Raw genomic sequence first — 22,214 nt, forward strand, 5'->3', positions numbered from 1 at the left:
CCACCATGACCGAGCTCGCCGCCCACACCACCCCTCCCTCCGCCGCACCGGCCACCGAAGCGGACCCCGCCGAGCGCGCGAGCCGCGCCGAGCTGGCCGAGCTGCAGCTGCGACGTCTCCGCGAAACGCTGCGGCACGCCTACGAGAACGTGCCCTGCTACCGGCGGAAGTTCGACGCCGCCGGGGTCCGTCCCGAGGACTGCCGCGGTCTGGCCGACCTGGCGAAATTCCCGACGACCACCAAGAACGACCTGCGGGAGAACTACCCGTTCGGCATGTTCGCGGTCGACCAGGACCGGCTGCGGCGGGTGCACGCCTCCAGCGGCACCACCGGAACCCCCACCGTGGTCGGCTACACCCAGCGGGATCTGGACACCTGGGCCGAGGTCGTGGCGCGCTCCATCAGGGCGGCGGGCGGCGAACCCGGCCAGAAGGTGCACGTCGCCTACGGCTACGGGCTGTTCACCGGCGGGCTGGGCGCGCACTACGGCGCCGAGCGGCTCGGCTGCACCGTGATACCGGCCTCCGGCGGGATGACCGAACGCCAGGTGCGGCTCATCCACGACCTCGAACCCGAGATCATCATGATCACCCCCTCCTACATGCTCACGCTGCTCGACGAATTCCGCAGGCAGGGGCTCGACCCCAGGCGGAGCTCGCTGCGCATCGGCATCTTCGGCGCCGAACCGTGGACGGCCGCGATGCGCGGCGAGATCGAGGAGGCCGCCGGGATCGACGCGGTCGACATCTACGGACTGTCCGAAGTCATGGGTCCCGGCGTGGCGAACGAGTGCGTGAGCACCAAGGACGGCCCGCACATCTGGGAGGACCACTTCTACCCCGAGATCATCGACCCGGTCACCGAGGAACCGCTTCCCGACGGTGAGCACGGCGAGCTGGTGTTCACCTCGCTGACCAAGGAGGCGATGCCGGTGATCCGCTACCGCACCAGGGACCTGACCAGGCTGCTGCCCGGCACCGCCCGCCCGGGGATGCGCCGGATGGAGAAGATCACCGGGCGCAGCGACGACATGATCATCCTGCGCGGGGTCAACGTCTTCCCCAGCCAGATCGAGGAACTGGTGCTGCGGCAGCCGGGGCTCTCACCGCACTTCCAGCTCCGGCTCACCCGCGAGGGACGACTCGACGAGATGCGCGTGCTGGTCGAGGCCGACGAGACCACCACCGCGGCGCGACGCGCGGAGGCCCCCGAGGCGCTGGCCACCGCCATCAAGGACGCGGTCGGGGTGAGCGCCGGGGTGGAGATCGTGGAGCCCGACACCCTGCCGCGCTCGGTCGGCAAGCTGCGGCGGACGGTCGATCTGCGCGAGGACTGACCGCCGAGCGCCACGGCCCCGAACGTCGCCGGGGTCGGCGGGCCGGCGCCCGCGCACCCCGGCGACTGCTGCGAGACTGGAGGCCATGGCGGGTGCGGCTACGAACAACGGCGCGGGGCGGGGCAGACCGGGCTACGACCTCGACTCACTGCTGCGCACCGCCGTGAAGGTCTTCCACGAGCGCGGCTACGACGGCACGAGCATGGAGGACCTCGCGAAACGGCTCGGAATCACCAAGTCGGCCATCTACTACCACGTCTCCAGCAAGCAGGAACTGCTGCGGATGAGCGTCGACCGGGCACTGGACGCGCTGTTCGCGGTGCTGGACGAACCCGAGTCGCTGGAGGGACCCGCCATCGACCGGCTGCACCACGTGGTACGGCGCAGCGTCGAGGTGCTGGTCGACGAGCTGCCGTTCGTGACCCTGCTGCTGCGGGTGCGCGGCAACAGCAAGGTGGAGCGGCAGGCCCTGGCCCGGCGCAGGGAGTTCGACCACCTCGTGGGGGAGCTCGTCGCCGAGGCGGAGCGCTCGGGCAGTCTGCGGCTGGACCTGGACCCGGCGCTGACCAGCAGGCTGCTGTTCGGGATGGTGAACTCGGTGATCGAGTGGTACCGCCCCCGGCAGGGGCTCACCAAGGAGGAGATCGCCGGGACCGTTACCACGATCGCGTTCGAGGGGTTGAAACGACGCGAATGAGCTCTACCGTGCACGGCACGGGTTGCCGGAGTGGTCGCTCGGCGGAACCTCTCGCGGGCTCTCGCTGCGGCGCCGGAGACATCGAGTAGGTACTACGCCACGTCTCCGGCGTCCTCGCGAGAGCACCCCGAGAGAACCCGCGGCGGTACGAGTCGCGAGGGCGGCTGTAAGCGGCTGGCGCCGCTTGACCGTCGTTTTCCCGGTTGGACTCGGGTGGTAGGTGCGGTGAGGCTGTGGATCCGAAGTGCCGCGCGGGCTCGGCCGGGCACGGTCGCTGCCCCGCGTCGCCGGGCCCGATCCGGACGGCGGTGTGAGCCGTGGTCGCGCCACGGGCGTGTCCGTGTTGCCGAATTCCCGTGTCTGCCCGACAGTGCTATGGGAACACCCAAGTGATTCCTATCACGCGAATGGGGCGGACATATGGGCACACCGGCCGCTTCACCGACCCGCGCGACAGTGCAGCTCGATCACGGGGTGCGCAGGGACGTCAACAAGATCAGCCTGCTGTTCACCGGGGTCGGGGCGATCATCGGATCCGGATGGCTGTTCGGCGCCCTCTACGCCTCCCAGATCGCCGGACCGGCGGCGATCCTGTCCTGGGTGGTGGGCGCGGTCATGGTGCTGTTCATCGGGTTCGCCTACGCCGAGCTGTCGGTGATGTTCCCGGTCGTCGGCGGGATCATCCGTTTCCCCCACTACTCCTTCGGCTCCTTCGCCAGCTACAGCGCGGGGTGGATCAGCTGGCTGGCCGCCGCCGCGGTCACCCCCATCGAAGTGCTGGCCACCATGCAGTACGCCTACCCCTACGCGGGCTGGCTGATGACACCCGTGGAGGGAGAGTACCTGGTCAGCGGCTACGGTTGGTTGATCGCGATCGCGCTGATGGCCCTCTACAGCACGATCAACGCGCTGGGCGTGGGAGTCTTCGCCAGGCTGAACAACATCCTGGTGTGGTGGAAGCTCGCGGTGATCGTGCTGGTCATCGTGGTCTTCTTCGCCGTGTCGTTCAATCCCGGCAACCTCACCGACTTCGGCGGCTTCACCCCGGAGGGTGCGGGAACCATCTTCACCGCGATCCCGGCCGCGGGTGTGGCGTTTTCCTACCTGGGCTTCCGCAACGGCGTCGAGTTCGCGGGCGAGACCAACAACCCGCAGCGCAACGTGCCTTTCGCACTGATCGGCTCGGTGGTGATCACCGCGATCATCTACGTGCTGCTGCAGATCGCCTTCGTCACCGGGCTGCCGCAGCGGCTGCTCGGCGACGGGTGGGGTGAACTGACCTTCGCCGAGAGCGCGGGCCCGCTGGCCGGGCTGGCGCTACTGCTCGGCGTGGTCTGGATGGCCTGGCTGCTGCGCGTCGACGCGATCGTATCGCCCGCCGACACCGGGCTGATCTACGCGGGCGTGACCACCCGGCTGTCCTACGCCAACGCCCGCAACGACAACGCACCGCAGGCACTGACCCGGTTGAACCGGCGCGGGGTCCCCTGGGTCTCGGTGCTGCTGATGTTCGTGGTCGGGTGCCTGTTCTTCCTGCCCTTCCCCGCCTGGTCGAAGTTCATCGGCTTCATCACCTCGGCCTTCGCCGTCTCCTTCGCCCCCGGCTGTCTGGTGGTCGGAGCGATGCGACGCCAGCTGCCCGACCAGGAGCGCCCCTTCCGGCTACCCGGCGGCGACACGATTCCACTGCTGGCGTTCTTCTCGTCCAACCTGCTGGTGTTCTGGTCCACCTGGCCGATCAACGAGAAGATGCTCATCGGGTTGTTGGCCGGCTACGTGGTGTTCGTGATCTACCACGTGACCACCAAGCACGACACTCCGCCGGTGGATTTCAAGTCCGGCTCCTGGTTCCCGGTGTGGCTGGCCGGACTGATGGTGCTGAGCTACTTCGGCGAGGTCACGCCGAACCAGCCCGTCGACGAGGCGCTGCTGCTGCCGGGTGGTGACGGCCCGATAGGGGTCGGACCGGGCGCGCTGATCATCGCGGGTTGGAGCGTGCTGATCTACTACTACGCGATGGCCGTACGGTTGCCGTCCCGACGTGCGGCGGCCTACGTGGAGAAGACCCCGACCGACGCCCCCACCACGGCGGGCTGACCCGCCCGCTTCAGGCGCGCACCGGTGCCGCCGACAGGCTCTCCCGTCCTCGCTCGCCCCGATGCCGTTCGCTCTCCTCGCGCCGAGGGAGCGTAGCGAGGTGTTCGCCGCGTTCCGGCGCGGCGGTGGTCTCGTCACCGGTTTTCCCGTTCCGGATCGCGGACTCGACGACGTTCGACACGCGCACACGACTCGACCCGAGTTTCCCAGAATCCGGGACGAAGCCGGTCAGCGTCGGCGCCCGAATCCCGCGATCCTGATCACAGGGGACGGCGCGAATCGTCCGAGATGCCGCGCGATCGCATGGTCTGCGCACAGTGTCGTACACAAAATGTTACTTATTTGCGCGACAGGTTAACCGTTTCGTGTTGACGACGCCGCCCGAATCCTAGAGAGTCCACGCTCACGGTAGTAATCGACCTCACAAAGGTATGGAAAGGGCGAATAGATGGCGACACCAACTGCGCCACCGACGCAGGCCAAGGTGCAGCTCGATCACGGGGTGCGCAGGGATGTGAATCGGATCAGCCTGCTGTTCACCGGGGTCGGGGCGATCATCGGATCCGGATGGCTGTTCGGCGCCCTCTACGCCTCCCAGATCGCCGGACCGGCAGCGATCCTGTCGTGGATCATCGGTGCGATCATGATCATGCTGATCGGTTTCGTCTACGCCGAGCTGTCGGTGATGTTCCCGGTGGTCGGTGGCATCATCCGCTTCCCCCACTACTCCTTCGGCTCCTTCGCCAGTTTCAGCTCCGGCTGGATCAGCTGGCTGGCCGCCGCCGCGGTCACCCCCATCGAAGTCCTGGCCACCATGCAGTACGCCTACCCGTACGCGAGCTGGCTGATGGTGGAGTCCGACGGCGAATACCTGGTCCACGGGGCGGGCTGGTTCGTGGCCATCGGACTCATGGCGCTGTACAGCGGGATCAACGTACTCGGTGTCCGACTGTTCGCCTACCTGAACAACATACTGGTGTGGTGGAAGCTCGCGGTGATCGTGCTGGTCATCGTGGTGCTGTTCGCCGCCGAGTTCAACCCGGGCAACCTCACCGACTTCGGCGGCTTCATGCCCAGCGGTGCTGGGGCCATCTTCACCGCCATACCGGCCGCCGGTATCGCGTTCTCCTACCTGGGCTTCCGCAACGGCGTCGAGTTCGCGGGCGAGACCAACAACCCGCAGCGCAACGTGCCCTTCGCACTGATCGGCTCCGTGGTGATCACGGCGATCATCTACGTGCTGCTGCAGATCTCCTTCATCACCGGACTGCCGGAACGGCTGCTGGGCAACGGTTGGGAGAACCTCGAGTTCGCCGAGAACGCGGGTCCGCTGGCCGGACTGGCGCTGACGCTGGGCGTGGCGTGGATGGCGTTCCTGCTGCGCGTCGACGCCGTGATCTCCCCCGCCGACACCGGGCTGATCTACGCGGGTGTGACCACCCGGCTGTCCTACGCCAACGCCCGCAACGACAACGCACCGCAGGCGCTGACCAAGCTCAACAGCAAGGGCGTGCCGTGGGTGTCCATCCTGCTGATGTTCGTGGTCGGGTGCTTCTTCTTCCTGCCCTTCCCCGCCTGGTCGAAGTTCATCGGCTTCATCAGCTCCGCCTTCGCCGTCTCCTTCGCACCGGGCTGCCTCGTCGTGGGCGCGCTGCGCAGGCAACTGCCCGACCAGGAGCGCCCCTTCCGGTTGCCCGCCGGTGACCTCATCCCGGTACTGGCGTTCATCGCCTCCGGTCTGCTGGTGTACTGGTCGGGCTGGTCGATCAACGAGAAGATGCTCATCGGCCTGCTGGTGGGCTACGTGGTGTTCGTGATCTACCACGTGACCACCAAGCACGACACACCGCCGGTGGACTTCAAGTCCGGCTCCTGGTTCCCGATCTGGCTCGCCGGGCTGATGGTCATGAGCTACTTCGGTGACATGGACGCCAGCGCCGAGGCGGCCGCCAGCCTCCTCAACGGGGGTGACGGGGTGCTCGGCATCGGCACGGGCTCGCTCGTGGTCGCGGTGTGGAGCGTGGCGATGTACTTCTACGCGATAGCGGTACGACTGCCCGCCCGCCGGGCCGCCGCCTACATCGAGAAGACCCCGACCGACGCCCCCACCACCGCGGGCTGAGACCTCGGGAGACCACTTCGGGCCCGTTCCGGAACGGGCCCCACCCGGACGGGGCGGGACCGCACGGTCCCGCCCCGTCTCGTGTCGCCCCCTGTCGAGTAGCGCACACCACACACCGGGGAGCCGACACGACGCCCCGCATACACTTCGGGGAGCAGGCACAGCAGGCAGACGGGAGTGGTGGTGTCCACCAACGGCGGAGCGAACCGGGTGGCGGTCGTGGTCAACACGCTGTCCCGGACAGGCGGCATCGCCTACACCCAGGCCGTACGGACCCTGGGCGAACTGGGCGTCCCCCTCGGAACCACCTACCCGCTCAGGGACCCGGCACGGCTGGTGGAGACGGTGCGCACGGCCGTCGACGAGGGGCACGACCTCGTGATCATCGGCGGTGGCGACGGCACCATCAGCTCGGTGGTGGACGTGCTGGCCCACACCGGCGTTCCGATGGGGCTGCTTCCGCTGGGAACGGCCAACGACTTCGCCCGCACCCTGGAGATCCCCACCGAGATCGAGAAGGCCTGCGAGACGATCGCCCGAGGCAAGGTGGTCGACATCGATCTCGGGCTGTGTGGCAACAACTACTACGCCAACCGGGCCTCGGTCGGCATCGGAGCGAATGTCGCCAACGCCATGTCCCCCGGGCTGAAGAAGGTCGTCGGTTCGCTGGCCTACCCGGTAGCCTCGGCGAAGGGATTCCTGCGGCACCGACCGTTCCCGGCACGGCTGACCTTCCCCGACGGGGACCACCCCACCAGGGAGTTCAACAGCCTGCTGCAGGTCTCCGTCGCCAACGGCCGTTACTTCGGCGGCGGCCAGCTCGCCGTGTCCGACTCCGGCATCGACGACAGTACGCTGGACGTGACGGTGATCAAGCACGGCAACATCCGCGAACTGGCCACTGTGGTGCGCAACTTCAAGAGCACGAAGCTGCTGGAGACCGACCAGGCCGAGCACATCCGTACCAGGCGGGTCCGGCTGGAGACCACTCCGAACATGCCGATCAACATCGACGGCGAGCTGGTGGCCGGAACCCCGGGTGACTTCTCGGTGGCTCGGAACGCACTGCACGTGGTCGTGCCGCGGGACTGGGTGGACGGTGGCTGAGGGAACGCGAGCCGAGCGGCCACGCGCCGTGCGCCCGCTCCCGAGGCAGACCCTGGCGAACAACGACGCTTCCGGACCGGTGAGGAACGACCACCGTTGACGATGTGGAACTACAGCAACGCACCGAGATGCACGGTGTGCGCGCACCGCGCGATCATCACCAAACAGCAGGCCCAGACCCTGGTGAACTCCTCGGAAGGCAGACTGGTCGCCTATCAGTGCCCGATCGAGCTCTCCAGCTGGCACGTGTGGGCGCCGGAGTTCGAACGGGCCGACCGCGGCGAATCCGAATAGGACGATCCGGATTTCGCCCTGGCAGCGTCGTCTTCCCACGAAATCGCCGCGCCGCTTCGACGCGGTGCCGAGTGCCCACGACTCCCGCAGGCCGAGCTCCGACCACCCTCACAGTCGGCACCGCCGCGGGTTCTCTCGTGGTGCTCTCGCGAGGACGCCCCCGACGTGGCGTAGTACCTGCTCGATGTCTCCGGCGCCGCGGCGAGAGCCCGCGAGAGGTTCCGCCACCCGCACCGCCCCGCAAACCGCGCCAACAACCCTCAACTGACGAGTTCGAAGGTGACGGCGTGTTCGACGCCGAAGGCGGCCCCCGCTTCGGCGGTCGTGCGGTGCAGGAAGTCGCGCGCCATGTCCTCGGGTGCCTGTTCGGTGAGCGCCGACAGGTAGGTGGCGTGCGCGGCCAGCGACTCCACCGCCCGGCCGAGGGTAGGGCCGACGTCGACCGCGTGCGTGGGATGCGGGGACCCGGCCACGGCGATCCGGCGTACCCCGTTCCAGGGCGGCAGGTTCTCCTCGGTGACCAGTTCGGGAAAGATCCAGCGGTTTCCCGCGTCGCCCACGGCGTCCAGCGCGGCCCTGCCCACGGCGCGGTGATCCGGGCTGTTCCAGCCGCCGAACCCCCAGCGGTCGTAGTGGTTGAACGTGACGACCAGTTCGGGACGGACTTCCCGGATACCGCGCGCCAGGTCGCGCCGCAGCGCGGTGCCCTCCTCGATGACGCCGTCCCGGTGGTCGAGGAAGCGAACATCCTCCACCCCGACCAGGGCGGCGCTCGCCCGCTGTTCCCGCTCGCGCAGCGGACCGGCCTGCTCGGGAGCGAGCCCGTCGATACCGGCCTCGCCGCGCGAGGCCAGCAGGTAGGAGACCCCGTGTCCTTCCTCGGTCCAGCGCGCCACCGCGGCACAGGCGGCGAACTCCACGTCGTCCGGATGCGCCACGATCACCAGCGCGTGCCGCCAGTCGGTCGGCATGGGTTCGAGTGACTCGGTCATGAAACCCCCGTCTTCGGCCAAGGATCGGTCACAGAAGTTACCGGTTCACCGGGTTCCGGGCACAGAAGTCACCGATCTCGCCCGGAAATCGCCGTGTCGCCCGTCGAGACGGGACCACGCGGAACGCGGCGCACGGAGCACCGGCACGTGAGTCGGACGCATTGCGAGGCCGGGCCGCTCGCCGCGTAGGTGGCTACTCACCAGCCGGCCCAACGCAGCGAGGCGCCGACTCACGTGCCGGCTACGCAACCAGCGCAGTGAAGTGCTGTGCGACCTCGCGGCTAACCAAGATCGCGGGCGATCGCCCGCCCCGCGTTACGCCCCGAGAACACGCAACCACCGAGGAAGGTCCCTTCCAGCGCGTTGTAACCGTGCACCCCGCCGCCGCCGAATCCCGCGACCTCACCGGCCGCGTAGAGCCCGTCGAAGGCCGAACCGTCGGGGCGCATCACCTGCGAGTCCAAATTGGTCTCAAGACCGCCCAGGGTCTTGCGGGTGAGCGGTCGGAGCCGTACCGCGACCAGCGGCCCGTTGCCACTGTCGAGCAGCCCGTGCGGTGTGGCTACCCGGATCGCCCTGTCGCTGATGAAGCGGCGCGCCGTGCGGATCGCCGAGGCCTGCATGTCCTTGCCGTAGGGACGGCTCATCTCGGCGTCCCGCGCCGCCACCCGATCCCGCACGGCCCCGAAGTCCAGCAGCGACTCGCCGGTGAGCTCGTTCATGCCGTCGACCAGGTCCCGCAGGTTGTCCCGCACCACGAAGTCGACGCCGTGGCGCTTGAACGCCTCGACCGGGCCGGGAGCCCCCTTGCGCACCCTGGACAGCAGCTTGCGTGGGCTCTTGTCCGTCAGGTCCGGGTTCTGCTCCGAGCCCGACAGCGCGAACTCCTTGGCCAGGATGCTTTGGTCCAGCAGGAACCAGCTGTAGTCGTGACCGGTGCCGAGGATGTGGCGCAGCGTCCCCATGTTGTCGAATCCCGGGAAGTACGGCGCGGGCAACCGCTCACCCGTGGCGTCCAACCACATCGAGGAGGGCCCCGGAAGAATGCGGATACCGTGCCCCGGCCAGACCGGATCCCAGTTGGTGATGCCCTCGGTGTAGTGCCACATCCGGTCCCGATTGACCACGCTGGCACCCGCGCGCTCACCGATGTCGAGCATCCTGCCGTCCACGTGCGCGGGAACCCCGGTGAGCATGTGCTCCGGCGCCCGGCCCAGCCAGGAGGGCCAGTTCCGGCGGACCAGCTCGTGGTCGCCACCGATGCCGCCGGAGGTGACCACCACGGCCTGCGCGTGGTACTCGAACTCCCCCACCACGTTCCGCGAGGAGGCCACCCCTCGTCGTTCGGCGGAGGGCTCCAGCACACCGCCGCGCACGCCGTACGCGGCACCGTCGGAGACGAGCAGCTCGTCCACCCGGTGGCGGTACCGGATCCGCACCAGGCCCGCGCGCTCGGCGCGCAGCACCCGCTCGGCGAACACCCGTACGATCTCGGGTCCGGTTCCCCAACCGAAGTGGAACCGGGGCACCGAGTTGCCGTGGGACGTGGCGGTGCCGCCGCCTCGCTCGGCCCACCCCACGAAGGGCATGAACCGCATCCCGAGCCCGCGCAGGTAGGAGCGCTTCTCCCCGGCCGCGAACTCGACGTAGGCCCGGGCCCAGCGGCGCGGCCAGTAGTCGGCCTCCGGCCGGTCGAAGGCGGCGCTGTTGTTCCAGTCCCGCAGCGCCAGCTCGTAGCTGTCCCGCACGCCGAGCCTGCGCTGTTCCGGACTGTCCACGAGGAACAGCCCGCCGAGGGACCAGTGGGCCTGCCCGCCGAGGTTGTCGGCGTTCTCCTGCTCGACCAGCAGCACGGATCTGCCCGCGCGGGTCAGCTCGTAGGTGGCCACCAGTCCGGCCAGGCCCGCCCCGACCACGATGACGTCCGCGTCCGATGCCACGACCGCACCTCCCGTTCGTCTCGGGTTCGCAGCTCAGCCGTCGCGGGTCCCACCACGGTGGTGGGAACGACGGTCGGTCACCGGCCGCGGCCGGGTTCCGTGCATCCATCCCACCGTCCGATCGGCCTCGCGCGAGGCGTGAGTCACGAAACACTATCCGATACTCACCGGGACCGGAACAGTCCTTTCGGAAACCGTCGACGACACGTCAGCGCGAGGCGACCTCGCCGGGTGCCTCCCCTGTCTCCTCCGGACGAGCCCTGTCGGGCGCCCCGGTGGCGTGGTAATCGGCCTCGACCGTGGTGTCGGTGCCCTCCGCTGCGCCGAACCGTCGCACCAGCGGGGTCAGCACCACCGCCACCAGCAGGTTGAGCAGCAGTGCCACCGCTCCCACGTAGATCTGGGTCTCGATGCCGGAGAGCGGCTGCCAGCCGAAGAGACCGAAGTCCGACAGCGGCATCGCGGAACCACCGAAGTGCCCCTCGCCGGTGGCCGGGTCCTTGGGTATCAGGTACAGCCGCCAGAGCCCCCAGGCCATGCCGACCGCCCAACCGGCGACCAGCGCCCAGCGATGCAGCCACCTGGTGTAGAGCGCGATCGCCACGGCGGGCAGGGTCTGCAGCACGATCACCCCACCGATGAGCTGCATGTCGATGGAGAACTGCGGGTCGATGAACACGATGCTCAGTACCGCGCCGAACTTGACCACCAGCGAGGCGAGCTTGGCCTGCTTGGCCTCCTGGGCGGGGGTGGCGCCGGGGCGCAGGTGCTCCTTGTAGATGTTGCGTGTCCACAGGTTGGCCGCCGCGATGGACATGATCGCGGCCGGGACCAGGGCCCCGATGCCGATGGCCGCGTAGGCCAGGCCCGCGAACCAGTCGGAGAACATCCGGTCGAACAACACCGGCACGATCGTGTTGGAGTCCGGTTCGCCGGTGGCACCGTTGACGATGGGCTCGACCCCGGCGGCCAGCGCGGCGTAGCCCAGCAGCGCCAGCATGCCGAGCAGGAACGAGTATGCGGGCAGCGCGACCATGTTGCGCCGGATGACCCCGCGTCCGGAGGAGGCCAGGATGCCGGTCAGTGAGTGCGGGTACAGGAAGAGCGAGAGCGCCGAGCCCAACGCGAGTGTGGCGTACTGCAGTTGGTTGTGCTCGCCGAGCAGGATCGATCCGGATCCACCCGAGTCCGGATCGGACAGTTCGGCGGCGGACTCGTCGATGATCGATCCCCAGCCGCCGAGCTGGGTGGGCAGGTAGAACACCGCGACGATGATGACCGCGTAGATCAGCAGGTCCTTGACGAAGGCGATCAGCGCGGGCGCGCGCAACCCGGACTGGTAGGTGTACAGCGCCAGCACCACGAAGGCGACGAACAGCGGGGCGTGCCCGGCCAGGCCGCCCGCGTTGAGCCCCATCGTGCGCAGCACCGCCTCCAGACCGGCCAGCTGCAGCGCGATGTAGGGCATCGTGGCGACGATGCCGGTGACGGCGATCAGCGTGGCCAGCAGCGACGACCCGTAGCGGCCGCGCACGTAGTCGGCGGGGGTGACGTAGCCGTGCACTCTGGACACCGACCACATGCGCAGCAGTGGCAGCAGCACCAGCGGGTAGAGCACCACGGTGTAGGGCAGCGCGAAGAAACCCATCGCACCGGCCCCGAAGACCAGGGCCGGAACCGCGACGAAGGTGTAGGCGGTGTAGAGGTCTCCGCCCACCAGGAACCAGGTGATCCAGGAGCCGAACTTGCGGCCCCCGAGCCCCCACTCGTCCAGGTGTTGCATGGACTCGGCCCGGCGCCAGCGCGTGGCGGCGAATCCCAGGACCGAGACGAACAGGAAGAGCCCGGCGAAGACGCCGAATTCGGTCCACTGCATTCTATTGAGGTCTTCCGTTCGAGTTTCCGGGGTGTTCGAGTCGCGGAACCTCCCGCCTGCTCTCGCTCCGGGGGACCGACATCGGCTGGGGACCGCACGACGTCGGGCCTTCTCCGCGAGAGCCGAAGCGGGAGTCCCCGTGGCGATGCGGGTCGCCGGGGTGGCGGTTCGGCGCCCGCGCGCCGAAAGCATCGTCAGTGTGCGTAATACGTCGGGAAGACACGGGTCAGCGCTTCCCCTCGCCGCCGTCGGTGGTGGGCTCGGTCACCGCGCGCTCCCTCCGATTCGCGGCACGGACCACCAGGCCGACGCACACCACGCCGAGCGGCACGAACAGGAACTGTGCCCAGTAGAACATCGGCAACCCGAACAGCCTCGGCTCATCGTGGTTCCACAGTGGAGTCACGAGCATGAGCAGCGGAACGAGCAGCAGCAGGTTCCAGGGCGAGCGGTCGGTTCCCGGACGAGCTCCGGCGGCGGAGCCGCGCTGCTGGCTCATGTACGGCCTCCCCAGGCTGTGCCGGTACGAATCACCCGATCGGGCAGCAGCATGCTAGTCGGAGTCGGCCTCGCCGGGAAGGGTCGTCCGACCACGTGGGACGCCGACTCGCTGCGTGACGCGGAATTCCGCTGCGTGCACGGTGTTCCGCGCACCGCGTCCGGCGCCGAGCGGGCGGAAGGCTCCGAAAAGGCGCCGAGCGGCGGTCCGGCACACTGTGGCACCGGAGCGCACTCCACGGCGCCCCGCCGACGAGGCGCCCCACCGGGCGGTCATCCGGCGGGGAGTCCGGGCATCGAGCGACAACCCCGGCGACGAAGGCGGACCAATGACCGAGACCACCGATTCGGAATCGCGGCGACTCGCCGCACGGCTGCTGGCCGAGCACCCGGTGTTCGACGGCCACAACGACCTGCCCTGGGCGCTCCGCGAGTCGGTGGGCTACGACCTGGACCGCGCCGACATCGCCTCGGACCAGTCGGCGGCGCTGCACACCGACCTGGCCCGGCTGCGCTCCGGCGGTGTGGGGGCGCAGTTCTGGTCGGTCTACGTACGCACGGACCTGACCGGGGACGCGGCGGTGTCGGCGACGCTGGAGCAGATCGACTGCGTGCGCGCGCTGACCGAGCGGTACTCCGACCGGCTGGTTCCCGCCTACTCGTCCGCCGACGTGGCGCGCTGCCGCGAGTCGGGCGGAGTCGCCTCGCTGATGGGGGCCGAGGGCGGCCACTCGATCAACTGTTCCATGGGCGCGCTGCGCGCGCTGTACGAGCTGGGCGTGCGCTACATGACGCTCACGCACAACGACAACGTCGCCTGGGCGGACTCCGCGACCGACGAACCGGTGGCCGGGGGCCTGACCCGTTTCGGCGAGGCGGTGGTGCGGGAGATGAACCGGTTGGGCATGCTCGTCGACCTCTCGCACACCTCGGCCGGGACCATGCGGGACGCGCTGCGGGTCAGCCGCGCCCCGGTGATCTTCTCCCACTCCAGCGCGCGGGCGATCTGCGACCACCCGCGCAACGTGCCCGACGACGTGCTGCGCTCCCTGGCCGACAACGGCGGAGTCGCGATGGCGACCTTCGTGCCGAAGTTCGTGCTGCCCGAGGCGGCCGAGTGGGACCGGGCCACCGACGCGCACCTGACGGGGATGGGCCTGCACCCGCTGGACGGCACCGAGCGCGGCCGTCGGGCGCGCTCGGAGTTCGAGCGGGAAAACCCGCGTCCCGTGGCGACCGTGTCGAAGGTCGCCGACCACCTGGACCACATGCGCGAGGTGGCCGGAATCGACCACATCGGACTCGGCGGTGACTTCGACGGCACCCCGTTCACCACGGCCGGGCTCGACGACGTCTCCGGTTACCCCAACCTGCTCGCCGAACTGCTGGACCGGAGCTGGTCCGAGGCTGAGCTGGCCAAGCTCACCTGGCACAACCCGCTGCGCGCGCTGCGCGAGGCGGAGGCCGTCTCCGAACGGCTCCGGCGCACCGAGTCCCCGTCGATCGCCACCGTCGACCAGCTCGACGGAAAGCGCACGACCTGACCACCGAGCCGTTCCGCGGGCTCACCGAAAACCGGTTGCGCCCACCAGTAGAAACGATCGTGGAACCGTTCGGGAGGAGTCACCGTGTTCGCTCATCCGTTGGGATCCGACGCCGAGCTACGCCCGCTGGAGCCCTGGCAGGCGGCGGAGTTCGCCGAGTTCACCGAAGCCAACCGAGAACACCTGGCGCCCTGGCTTCCCTGGGCGGACCTCGTCGTCGACGAGGAGTCGGCCCGGCGGTTCCTGGGCAACTACGCGAACAAGCAGGCCGAGGACACCGGTCGGATCATGGGGATTCACTCGCGCGGTGAGCTCGTCGGCGGCGCGCTGTTCCGGGGCTTCGACACCAGCAACGGTTGCTGCGAAATCGGAGTCTGGCTCTCCGAGTCCGCGCAGGGGAACGGGCTGGTCACCCGCACCTGCGAACACCTGATCGACTGGGCCGTCCGGATTCGCGGCATGGCGCGGGTGGAGTACCGGGTCTCGACCGAGAACCACCGCAGCATCGCGGTGGCGAAACGGCTGGGCATGACCCACGAGGGCACGCTGCGCGGCTACTTTCCCGTGCGAGGCCGACGGCACGACATGCAGATCTGGGCCCTGCTGGCCGAGGAGTGGCACGGCGGGACCTCCTGACCCCACCGGCCGTGGCGGCCCGGCGCCGGTCGTTCCCGTGCGGCACCTACGAACTCCTCGGAAGCGCGGGTCCGACGCCGAACTCCGGGCCGAGGTGGATGACACGCGCCCCCGGACAGGTGACGTGGGTCGGGGTGACGTAGACGCCCGCAACGAACGCATCCGGACTCAGATCTCCTCCCGCGGGTGCGTCGGAGCGGTCCGGTCGAGTTGGCCGTGCGGTATCGGCCCCCTGCTGAGCGGTTCCGGCCCGGGGCGTTCGGGCAAGTTGAGCTCGGACATGATTCCTCCGGATAGTGCACTCTCGGCAGTTGAGTATTTACTCATAGTTATTTTTCCATCGAAATGTGTCATGGAGTACTATCGCTGGCATGACTGTCGCGGCGAACATGCCAGCGGACGGCGTCGAAGCGACCGTCCAGCGGTGGGGGGCTCAACGGCCCGACCTCGACGTTTCCCCGATGTCCGTGATCGGGTGGCTGACCACCGCGTCCCGACAGATCGAACGACGCCTGTCGACCGTACTGACCGATTACGGATTGCAGAGCTGGGAATTCGACGTCCTGGCCACGCTACGCACCGACGGCGAACCCTACGAGATGTGTCCCGGCACGATCGGGGGACACCTGCGGGTCTCCAACAGCGCGATGACCAACCGGATCAACCGCCTGGAGGAGGCCGGGCTCGTCGAACGGCACTTCAGCCAGCAAAACCGCCGAATCATCATCATCCGGCTCAGCGAACGAGGGATCGAGCTGACCGACCGGGCGATGGAGTGCTACCTGAACGAGGGCAAAAACGCGCTGCAGGCGCTCACCTCACAGGAGGTCGATCAGCTGTGCGGACTGCTGCGCAAGCTCAGCGCCGAAACCGGCACCGGCTCGGAGTGACCACGACGGCGAATCCTCGCCATTCACGCTCCGCTCCCAGGACCGGGGAGAGACAAGGGTTCGCCCCTGCGAAACCCGCCGCGACGTCGCCCCGGAATGCCTGACACAGGCGATGATGCCGCTCCCCCGCGCCTCTTCCCGAACATCGCGTCACCGGCCAGCTCGCTTCGTGCGGTCGCTCGAATCCGGTGACGGCGGAAAGCGTGCCCACCACGTCGAGGGCCGTGTCGGGGCGTGTCCCCGGTTCGTCGGGACTTGCCGGTACAGCACATCCTGCCCGTGAGAACCGTAAGAGCTCTCCGACGACCCCGCCGCGGGAATACCTTGACCGGCTGTGCATACACAGTCCGCTCTGGAGGTCCACGCTCGGGGACCGTGGGGAGGAACTCACGGAGGAAGCACTTCCGGCCGACCGGCAAGCACCCCGGCAAGCCGAGAAATCGGACTTTTCGGTTGTCGTCGCGGAAAAATTCAGCAGAGCACCGGACCCGGCCGTGAAAAACGAAGATTCACTCACGCTCCTCCACGGGAACGACTTCGAACGACGTTTCCATGAGGCTCCGCAGCATGTTCTCGTCCGGATGGACCGCACTCACGACGCGGATATCCGAATCATCGTGACGAGAAGCCGGAGACACACCGAATGTCCGATTTCTCCGATGTGTTCCCCCTTGTCTTCCTTCGCCTCCTGGCGGTGTGCGAGGAAGAGGACGGCGGTTGACGCCAGGCGGTGATCACGTCCCGGAAATTCCGGTGTGTGCTCGCGTCAAACGGGACACGTTGGGTCACAGTGTTGACGAGCACGCACCCTGTCCGGGAACCACCAGCGTACCGGTCAACAGCTCCCGCAGCGCCGCACGGAGGAGTGTTCCCGGGGGCAGCCGGGAACGTATGCCTCAGCCACCCGCTCGACGTATCACAGTGGAGCTCTGGCGTACGGGTTCTCCTTGCCGTGGAAAACCGCACAACGCGCCCTTCCCGGATCCGATGGCTTCGGCCAGATCCTGAACAGAGGTCGTCTCTTACCTCTTCTCTCAGAACACCTCCATCACCTGTAGCGGCACACGGTCGACGTCGAACTGTCGTACACGCCCATCGTGGCACTGGTCCTTCTGCTACGAAGCGTCGACAAAGTCGTCGCTCTCTCCGTTTATTTCGGACTCACCCCGCCTTCCTACCGACGAGCGACATCGCCACTTCCTTCGTCACCACCACAGGAGCTCCAGAAAACCACTGGTCAACCAATCGAGAAAGACATGCCGCACCGGCGGCACCGCACGCGCGGGCTCGCACCCTTGTCGACCGGTACCACCAAAAATCCCACGGAATCACGGCATCGCATTGCCCCACGAAGTACTGTACGATAACGTACTGTCCGACATCGAAATATACGCTGTTGAAGAGTTCGGGGCGTCCCAGCCGGTGCGCTCGTGACGTACGGGCAACGGCTTCCACGAAGAACTCAACTCACGCGCCTGACCGGCGAGAACAGCCGTGAGGAAACGAGGGGAACAAGGTAGTGCGGTGTTCCGGCATCAGTGACGAACTCGCGGGGCGGATCGTCCGAGCCGCCGAACGGGGCGAACAGCGCTTCGTCGTGGCCGTGGTCGACGAGTCCGACCAGCTGAGGATCTTCCCGCTCCAGGACGGAGCCGAGCTCAACGCCGTGCAGGCACCCCAGGACTCGGAGTGTCCGGAGCACACTGGACCGACGACGTCGAGATCACCGAGACCGGGATGCGGCCCCTCGACCGAAGGTCACACCCCGTGGGAACGGTTCCTCGCGGGCCATTCCCACGGCAGGGAACCTCGACGATGCCTCTCGCCCCCGTCGACACCGCTCCGGCGGCACCGACGCGGACGTCGGCCGCTACCGGTGGCAGCTGGCAGGCCCCCTCCGCGACACCGTCGGAAAACCGCCCCGAGCACCGATTCACCGACCACCCGCGCGGGACGCGTCGTGGAAACGCCACTCCCTGGAGAATCCATGCCCATCGCGCTGTTCGTACTGGGGCTGACGGTGTTCAGCCTGGGAACCACCGAATTCATGATCGCCGGACTACTTCCCGAACTCGCCGCGGGTTTCGGGGTCTCAGTGCCCGACGCGGGACTGCTGATATCGCTGTTCGCCGTGGGCGTCGTCATCGGAGCACCGGCGATGACCATGCTGACCGCGCGCGTCCCCAAGAAGGCCACGTTGGTCACCCTGCTCGTGGTGTTCGTGCTTGGGGAGAGCCTGGCCGCGGCGGCACCGAGCTACGGCGTGCTCATGGCCGCCCGCGTGCTCACCGCGATCTCGCACGGCGCGTTCTTCGGCATCGGCGCCGTGGTGGCGGCCAACCTGGTACCCGAGGGGAAGAAGGCCCGAGCGATCGCGACCATGTTCGGCGGCCTGACCATCGCCACCATCGCGGGGGTTCCGCTGGGCACCTTCATCGGTCAGCACTTCGGCTGGCGAACCACCTTCTGGGCCGTGGCCGTGCTCGGCCTGATCAGTTTGGTCGGCGTGAGCACACTCGTCCCCCACCAGCCGAGGGGGGAACAGCCCGGCATCCGCAACGAGCTGTCCGCCTTCGCCAACCCCAAGGTCTGGCTGGCGCTGGCCACCACGATGCTCAGCCAGGCGGGACTGTACGCCGCCTACACCTACATCGCCCCGCTGCTGATCAACGTCACCGAATTCCCGAGGACCGCCGTGGCGCCCCTGCTGATGCTGTTCGGCGTGGGGAGCTTCCTGGGGACCGTCCTCGGCGGCAGATTCGCCGACCGGGGACCGATGACCACCCTGACCGTGGGGCTGGTGCTGCTGAGCGGCATCCTCCTGCTGTTCAGCGTCACCGCGCACAACGGTGTCACCATGATCGCCACTCTGGCGCTGTTCGGGGTGGCCGGCTTCCTGATCAACCCGGCCCTGCAGACCAGGGTGATGAACGAGTCCGCCGGAGCCCCGACGCTGACCAGTGCCAGCAACATCTCGGCGTTCAACATCGGCAACGCCCTCGGCCCCTGGCTGGCCGGCCTGGGGATCAGCTCCGGCCTCGGCTATCTCGCACCGAGCTGGATCGGAGCGGCACTGGCCGGTGCGGCATCGCTGACCGCGTTGGTGGGGGTGGCCGCCGATCAGCGACAACACCGGACGGCGGCGACCTCCGCAGCTGCCGGGGCCAGGTCGGAACCCGCCGTCTCGTCGAGCTGAACCACCTCGTGGCGGCCCGATGAACAACAATCATCGGCCGATCTCCACGACGAGCGGCACAACCGCTCGGGCAAACGGTGACACGATCTCCGATACGAGGGACAACTGGCCCGGTCGTGGTGTGCCAAGGCGCGCCGCGATCCGTCCGAGGTGTTCCGACGCCCCCGATCGGTACGACTTCCCGGAGACACCGATGAACGCTGAAACCGACACGCCCGCCGCACCGGGCGGGCCCTCCCCCCTGACCGTGACGGTGTGGTCCGATTTGGGCTGCCCGTGGGCGACCCTGGCGCTGGAGACCCTGCGCCGCCGGGCGGGAGAGCGAGTGACGATCGAGCACCGCGCTTTCCCGCTGGAGCTGTTCAACTCCAGGCCCACCCCGCGCGGGATCGTCGACGAGGAGATCGCCGCCATCTCGGAGTTCCTGCCGGGGCTCGGATGGCAGCGCTGGCACGGAGCGGACTCCGCCTATCCCGTCTCGACGCTGCCCGCGATGGAGGCGGTGCGCGCCGTCGCCTCGTCGCAGGGCCCTGCGGCGGCCGACGAACTGGACGCCGCGCTGCGCGACGCGTTCTACCGCCGCAGCGAGTGCGTCACGATCACCCCGGTGATCCTGGAGATCGCACGTCGATGCTCCACCGTGGACGCCGAATCGCTCGCCGACGAGCTGCGCGACGGCACCCACCGGAAGGCTGTTCACCAGGACTGGGAGACGGCACGATCCGAGACCGTGCGCGGCAGCCCCCACCTGTTCACCGCGGACGGGAGATCGGTGCACAACCCCGGCGTGCGCTGGGAACCGCGCGGCACTTCGGGACAGCCGCCGGTGCTGCGCGACTACGACGAGACCTGGGTCGAGAAGTTCCTCTTCCCCGCTCCGCGCACCGAACCGACGACTACCTGATCAAGTCTTCGGCGTTCCCTTGTCGGAGCGACCGCCCCGGTGGAACCTCCACCCCGGGCCCGCTCCGCGCGGAGGCGCCCGGGCGAGCGCTCACCACAACCGTCCGACCACACGTCAGCACAACACCCGCTGGGCCACACCAGGTCCCGAAAGGCAGGCGAAATTGAACGCGACGGAACACACCGACGTCCTCGTCGTCGGGGGCGGACCGGTGGGACTGCTGCTGGCCAACGAGCTCGGCGCTCGGGGGGTCTCGGTCATCGTGGCCGAGGCGGCGGAAAGCATCAGACAGGAGCCGCGCGCGGGCACGTTGCACGCCCGCACCGTGCAGTCGCTGACCAGACGTGGCTACCTGCGCGCCCCTGACACTCACTCCGCCAGCGCCAGCGCGGCACCGTTCCACTTCGCCGGAATGCCCGGCCTGGCGATCCACGCGCCGGCCACCGAGGGGCCACCGCTGATGAACGTGCCCCAGAGCGAGCTGGAACGGGCCCTGGCCGAACTCGCCGGGGAACTCGGTGTCGACGTCCGGCGCGGCGCGCGCGCCACCGAACTGCGCCGGGAGGAGCACGCGGTCGAGGTGACGGTCCGGACCGCGAAGGGCGAGCACCGCGTCAGGGCCGCCTACGTCGTCGGGGCCGACGGTGCCCGAAGCACCGTGCGTGAGCGGGCTGGGATCGGCGCGGCCACCCACCCGCCCAACTTCGCCGCGGTGCTGGGACTGGTACGCCTGGACCGACCGGGCACCATCCCCGGCGGATGGGCGCACGGCCCGCACGGGTGGACCCTGGTCAACCCGAACCCCTCCGGCCACAGCCGCGTGATCGTGCACGACTTCCGCGAACCGCTGCCCGACCACCGCTCCCCCGTGGACCTGGACGAGCTTCGCGAGCGAACCTCGAGCGTGCTCGGTTTCGAGGTCGGCATGAGCGACCCGGCGTTCCTGACCAGGTTCAGCGACTTCTGCCGACTGGTCGACTCCTTCCGGGACGGTCGGGTGCTGCTGGCGGGCGACGCGGCCCACCTGCACCCGCCGCTCGGCGGGCAGGGACTCAACCTCGGCCTGCAGGACGCGCTCAACCTGGGTTGGAAACTCGCGCTGGTGGTCTCCGGGTCGGCTCCCGATTCGCTGCTGGACACCTACCACGCGGAACGTCACCCGGCCGCGCGGCGGGTCGTCGACAACACCCGGGCCCAGTCCGCGCTGATGCATCCTGGCGAGGAGTTCGACCCGCTGCGCGACCTCTTCGGCGAGCTGCTGAACCTGCGACAGGCCAACGACCACGTGCAGGGACTGGTCAGCGGCCAGGGAGTGACCTACGAAGCGCTGGACAGCGCCGACGCGCGGCACGAGGGGAGGTTCCTGACCAATGTCGGAGTGCGCACCGAGCAGGCGCACACCAGTGTGGCGGAACTGCTCACCTCCGGATCGGGGCTGTTGCTGCTGACCCCGGCCGCCGGAGCGGAACTGGCCGACACCGCCCGCCAGTGGAAGGACCGGGTGGACGTCCGGACGGTGGAGCTCGACGAGGAGCGGGAGTGGAGCGCCGCTCTCGTACGCCCCGACGGCTATCTGGCTTGGACGAACGTGGCGGGCGGAACCTCGGCTGAGTCGCTGCGCGAGCACCTCGTCCACTTCTTCGGTCCGGCGGAGGGCCGGGAGAACCGCTGACGCGGCGGGCGCGGCACCGGTACCGGGCCTCCCGCTTCACCTCCCCGGACGATCACGCCGCCAGGAGCGGGATGGCACCAGCTCGGTGGAAAGCCCTCGGTGCCAACCGGCCCCGGCTCCCCGCCGAGCCCCCTCACCGGGGGAATCGGGCCGTTCCGCCGCCAGGCTCGACAGCACGGCAGTGAGCGCGGCGAGCTCGTGCTCGTCCGGATCACCGCGGATCACTCGCAACTCGGACATGTGGTTCCTCCTCCCGGGGTCTCCCGGATCGCGTCGACGCGCCTCCCGGCTTGGTGGGCGTAGAAACCACCCGCCGCGCGGTCGTAGCGCTCGCGGGATCTCCCGCGTCGTGCTCCCGCGCGGAACGGCCCGACGCGGGGTGGGGCTCCGAGGCCGGGCCACGGAACGGAGC

The 22,214-nt window shown here is 68.7% G+C and carries 18 protein-coding genes; 12 read left to right on the plus strand and 6 right to left on the minus strand.

The features are described 5' to 3' along the window. Window positions 1-5 precede the first annotated feature (5 nt). The 3 genes from paaK (at window position 6) to BLQ75_RS14345 (ending at window position 4,131) form a co-directional block, all read left to right on the plus strand. Window positions 6-1,337 (plus strand): phenylacetate--CoA ligase PaaK, encoded by a 1,332-nt coding sequence (gene paaK / locus BLQ75_RS14335; protein WP_092602549.1) that lies wholly within the window; start codon window positions 6-8, stop codon window positions 1,335-1,337. Between the two features lie 85 nt (window positions 1,338-1,422). After that, window positions 1,423-2,034: a TetR/AcrR family transcriptional regulator gene (locus tag BLQ75_RS14340; protein WP_092602551.1), complete on the plus strand. Its 612-nt coding sequence runs from the start codon at window positions 1,423-1,425 to the stop codon at window positions 2,032-2,034. 420 nt (window positions 2,035-2,454) lie between these two features. Beyond that, window positions 2,455-4,131 carry an APC family permease gene (locus BLQ75_RS14345; RefSeq protein ID WP_092602553.1) on the plus strand — a complete coding sequence of 559 codons (1,677 nt, stop codon included), beginning with the start codon at window positions 2,455-2,457 and terminating at the stop codon, window positions 4,129-4,131. Between the two features lie 10 nt (window positions 4,132-4,141). Here the strand turns inward: BLQ75_RS14345 and BLQ75_RS23500 are convergent, their stop codons facing one another. Next, entirely contained in the window at window positions 4,142-4,318 is a 177-nt protein-coding gene (locus BLQ75_RS23500) for a hypothetical protein (RefSeq protein ID WP_170837492.1), read from the minus strand. 261 nt (window positions 4,319-4,579) lie between these two features. On the opposite strand from BLQ75_RS23500, the gene BLQ75_RS14350 reads away from it, so the two are divergent. The 3 genes from BLQ75_RS14350 to BLQ75_RS14360 all read left to right on the plus strand — a co-directional run bounded on the left by BLQ75_RS14350 (window position 4,580) and on the right by BLQ75_RS14360 (window position 7,654). Further along, window positions 4,580-6,253 (plus strand): APC family permease, encoded by a 1,674-nt coding sequence (locus BLQ75_RS14350; protein WP_092602555.1) that lies wholly within the window; start codon window positions 4,580-4,582, stop codon window positions 6,251-6,253. Window positions 6,254-6,436: 183 nt separating this feature from the next. Beyond that, on the plus strand, window positions 6,437-7,360 hold the full coding sequence (locus tag BLQ75_RS14355) for a diacylglycerol/lipid kinase family protein (RefSeq protein WP_092602899.1): 924 nt from the start codon (window positions 6,437-6,439) through the stop codon (window positions 7,358-7,360). 102 nt (window positions 7,361-7,462) lie between these two features. Then, window positions 7,463-7,654, plus strand: coding sequence for a hypothetical protein (locus tag BLQ75_RS14360; protein WP_092602901.1), 192 nt, complete (start codon window positions 7,463-7,465; stop codon window positions 7,652-7,654). Between the two features lie 260 nt (window positions 7,655-7,914). Here BLQ75_RS14360 and BLQ75_RS14365 read toward each other — a convergent pair whose 3' ends face one another. From BLQ75_RS14365 to BLQ75_RS14380, 4 genes are all read right to left on the minus strand, one after another. Continuing rightward, window positions 7,915-8,646, minus strand: coding sequence for a PIG-L deacetylase family protein (locus BLQ75_RS14365; protein WP_092602557.1), 732 nt, complete (start codon window positions 8,644-8,646; stop codon window positions 7,915-7,917). A 281-nt stretch (window positions 8,647-8,927) separates the two neighbouring features. Continuing rightward, window positions 8,928-10,586, minus strand: coding sequence for an FAD-binding dehydrogenase (locus tag BLQ75_RS14370; RefSeq protein ID WP_092602559.1), 1,659 nt, complete (start codon window positions 10,584-10,586; stop codon window positions 8,928-8,930). A 208-nt stretch (window positions 10,587-10,794) separates the two neighbouring features. Continuing rightward, entirely contained in the window at window positions 10,795-12,462 is a 1,668-nt protein-coding gene (mctP, locus tag BLQ75_RS14375) for a monocarboxylate uptake permease MctP (RefSeq protein ID WP_092602561.1), read from the minus strand. 226 nt (window positions 12,463-12,688) lie between these two features. Further along, window positions 12,689-12,961 (minus strand): DUF3311 domain-containing protein, encoded by a 273-nt coding sequence (locus BLQ75_RS14380; protein WP_092602563.1) that lies wholly within the window; start codon window positions 12,959-12,961, stop codon window positions 12,689-12,691. A 328-nt stretch (window positions 12,962-13,289) separates the two neighbouring features. On the opposite strand from BLQ75_RS14380, the gene BLQ75_RS14385 reads away from it, so the two are divergent. The 6 genes from BLQ75_RS14385 (at window position 13,290) to BLQ75_RS14415 (ending at window position 21,802) form a co-directional block, all read left to right on the plus strand. Continuing rightward, window positions 13,290-14,504, plus strand: coding sequence for a dipeptidase (locus tag BLQ75_RS14385; protein WP_092602565.1), 1,215 nt, complete (start codon window positions 13,290-13,292; stop codon window positions 14,502-14,504). An 84-nt stretch (window positions 14,505-14,588) separates the two neighbouring features. Beyond that, a complete protein-coding gene (locus BLQ75_RS14390) occupies window positions 14,589-15,140 on the plus strand; it encodes a GNAT family N-acetyltransferase (protein ID WP_092602567.1) in 552 nt (183 codons plus the stop codon). 371 nt (window positions 15,141-15,511) lie between these two features. Beyond that, a complete protein-coding gene (locus tag BLQ75_RS14395; protein ID WP_092602569.1) occupies window positions 15,512-16,030 on the plus strand; it encodes a MarR family winged helix-turn-helix transcriptional regulator in 519 nt (172 codons plus the stop codon). A gap of 1,987 nt (window positions 16,031-18,017) precedes the next feature. Beyond that, a complete protein-coding gene (locus BLQ75_RS14405; RefSeq protein ID WP_092602573.1) occupies window positions 18,018-19,226 on the plus strand; it encodes a Cmx/CmrA family chloramphenicol efflux MFS transporter in 1,209 nt (402 codons plus the stop codon). A 193-nt stretch (window positions 19,227-19,419) separates the two neighbouring features. Then, on the plus strand, window positions 19,420-20,130 hold the full coding sequence (locus BLQ75_RS14410; protein WP_092602575.1) for a DsbA family oxidoreductase: 711 nt from the start codon (window positions 19,420-19,422) through the stop codon (window positions 20,128-20,130). A 163-nt stretch (window positions 20,131-20,293) separates the two neighbouring features. Further along, a complete protein-coding gene (locus BLQ75_RS14415; protein WP_170837493.1) occupies window positions 20,294-21,802 on the plus strand; it encodes an FAD-dependent monooxygenase in 1,509 nt (502 codons plus the stop codon). Window positions 21,803-21,838: 36 nt separating this feature from the next. On the opposite strand, the gene BLQ75_RS14420 is transcribed toward BLQ75_RS14415, so the two are convergent. After that, window positions 21,839-22,042 (minus strand): acyl-CoA carboxylase subunit epsilon, encoded by a 204-nt coding sequence (locus tag BLQ75_RS14420; protein WP_092602579.1) that lies wholly within the window; start codon window positions 22,040-22,042, stop codon window positions 21,839-21,841. Window positions 22,043-22,214: the final 172 nt, after the last annotated feature.

The sequence above is a fragment of the Actinopolyspora xinjiangensis genome (assembly GCF_900104475.1).
GTDB lineage: Bacteria > Actinomycetota > Actinomycetes > Mycobacteriales > Pseudonocardiaceae > Actinopolyspora > Actinopolyspora xinjiangensis.

What these genes read in the sequence shown, in the direction of transcription:
- paaK (WP_092602549.1), top strand. Translation starts at nt 6, where the DNA reads ATGACCGAGCTCGCCGCCCACACCACCCCTCCCTCCGCCGCACCGGCC.
- BLQ75_RS14340 (WP_092602551.1), top strand. Translation starts at nt 1,423, where the DNA reads ATGGCGGGTGCGGCTACGAACAACGGCGCGGGGCGGGGCAGACCGGGC.
- BLQ75_RS14345 (WP_092602553.1), top strand. Translation starts at nt 2,455, where the DNA reads ATGGGCACACCGGCCGCTTCACCGACCCGCGCGACAGTGCAGCTCGAT.
- BLQ75_RS14350 (WP_092602555.1), top strand. Translation starts at nt 4,580, where the DNA reads ATGGCGACACCAACTGCGCCACCGACGCAGGCCAAGGTGCAGCTCGAT.
- BLQ75_RS14360 (WP_092602901.1), top strand. Translation starts at nt 7,463, where the DNA reads ATGTGGAACTACAGCAACGCACCGAGATGCACGGTGTGCGCGCACCGC.
- BLQ75_RS14365 (WP_092602557.1), bottom strand. Translation starts at nt 8,646, where the DNA reads ATGACCGAGTCACTCGAACCCATGCCGACCGACTGGCGGCACGCGCTG.
- mctP (WP_092602561.1), bottom strand. Translation starts at nt 12,462, where the DNA reads ATGCAGTGGACCGAATTCGGCGTCTTCGCCGGGCTCTTCCTGTTCGTC.
- BLQ75_RS14380 (WP_092602563.1), bottom strand. Translation starts at nt 12,961, where the DNA reads ATGAGCCAGCAGCGCGGCTCCGCCGCCGGAGCTCGTCCGGGAACCGAC.
- BLQ75_RS14385 (WP_092602565.1), top strand. Translation starts at nt 13,290, where the DNA reads ATGACCGAGACCACCGATTCGGAATCGCGGCGACTCGCCGCACGGCTG.
- BLQ75_RS14395 (WP_092602569.1), top strand. Translation starts at nt 15,512, where the DNA reads ATGACTGTCGCGGCGAACATGCCAGCGGACGGCGTCGAAGCGACCGTC.
- BLQ75_RS14405 (WP_092602573.1), top strand. Translation starts at nt 18,018, where the DNA reads ATGCCCATCGCGCTGTTCGTACTGGGGCTGACGGTGTTCAGCCTGGGA.
- BLQ75_RS14410 (WP_092602575.1), top strand. Translation starts at nt 19,420, where the DNA reads ATGAACGCTGAAACCGACACGCCCGCCGCACCGGGCGGGCCCTCCCCC.
- BLQ75_RS14420 (WP_092602579.1), bottom strand. Translation starts at nt 22,042, where the DNA reads ATGTCCGAGTTGCGAGTGATCCGCGGTGATCCGGACGAGCACGAGCTC.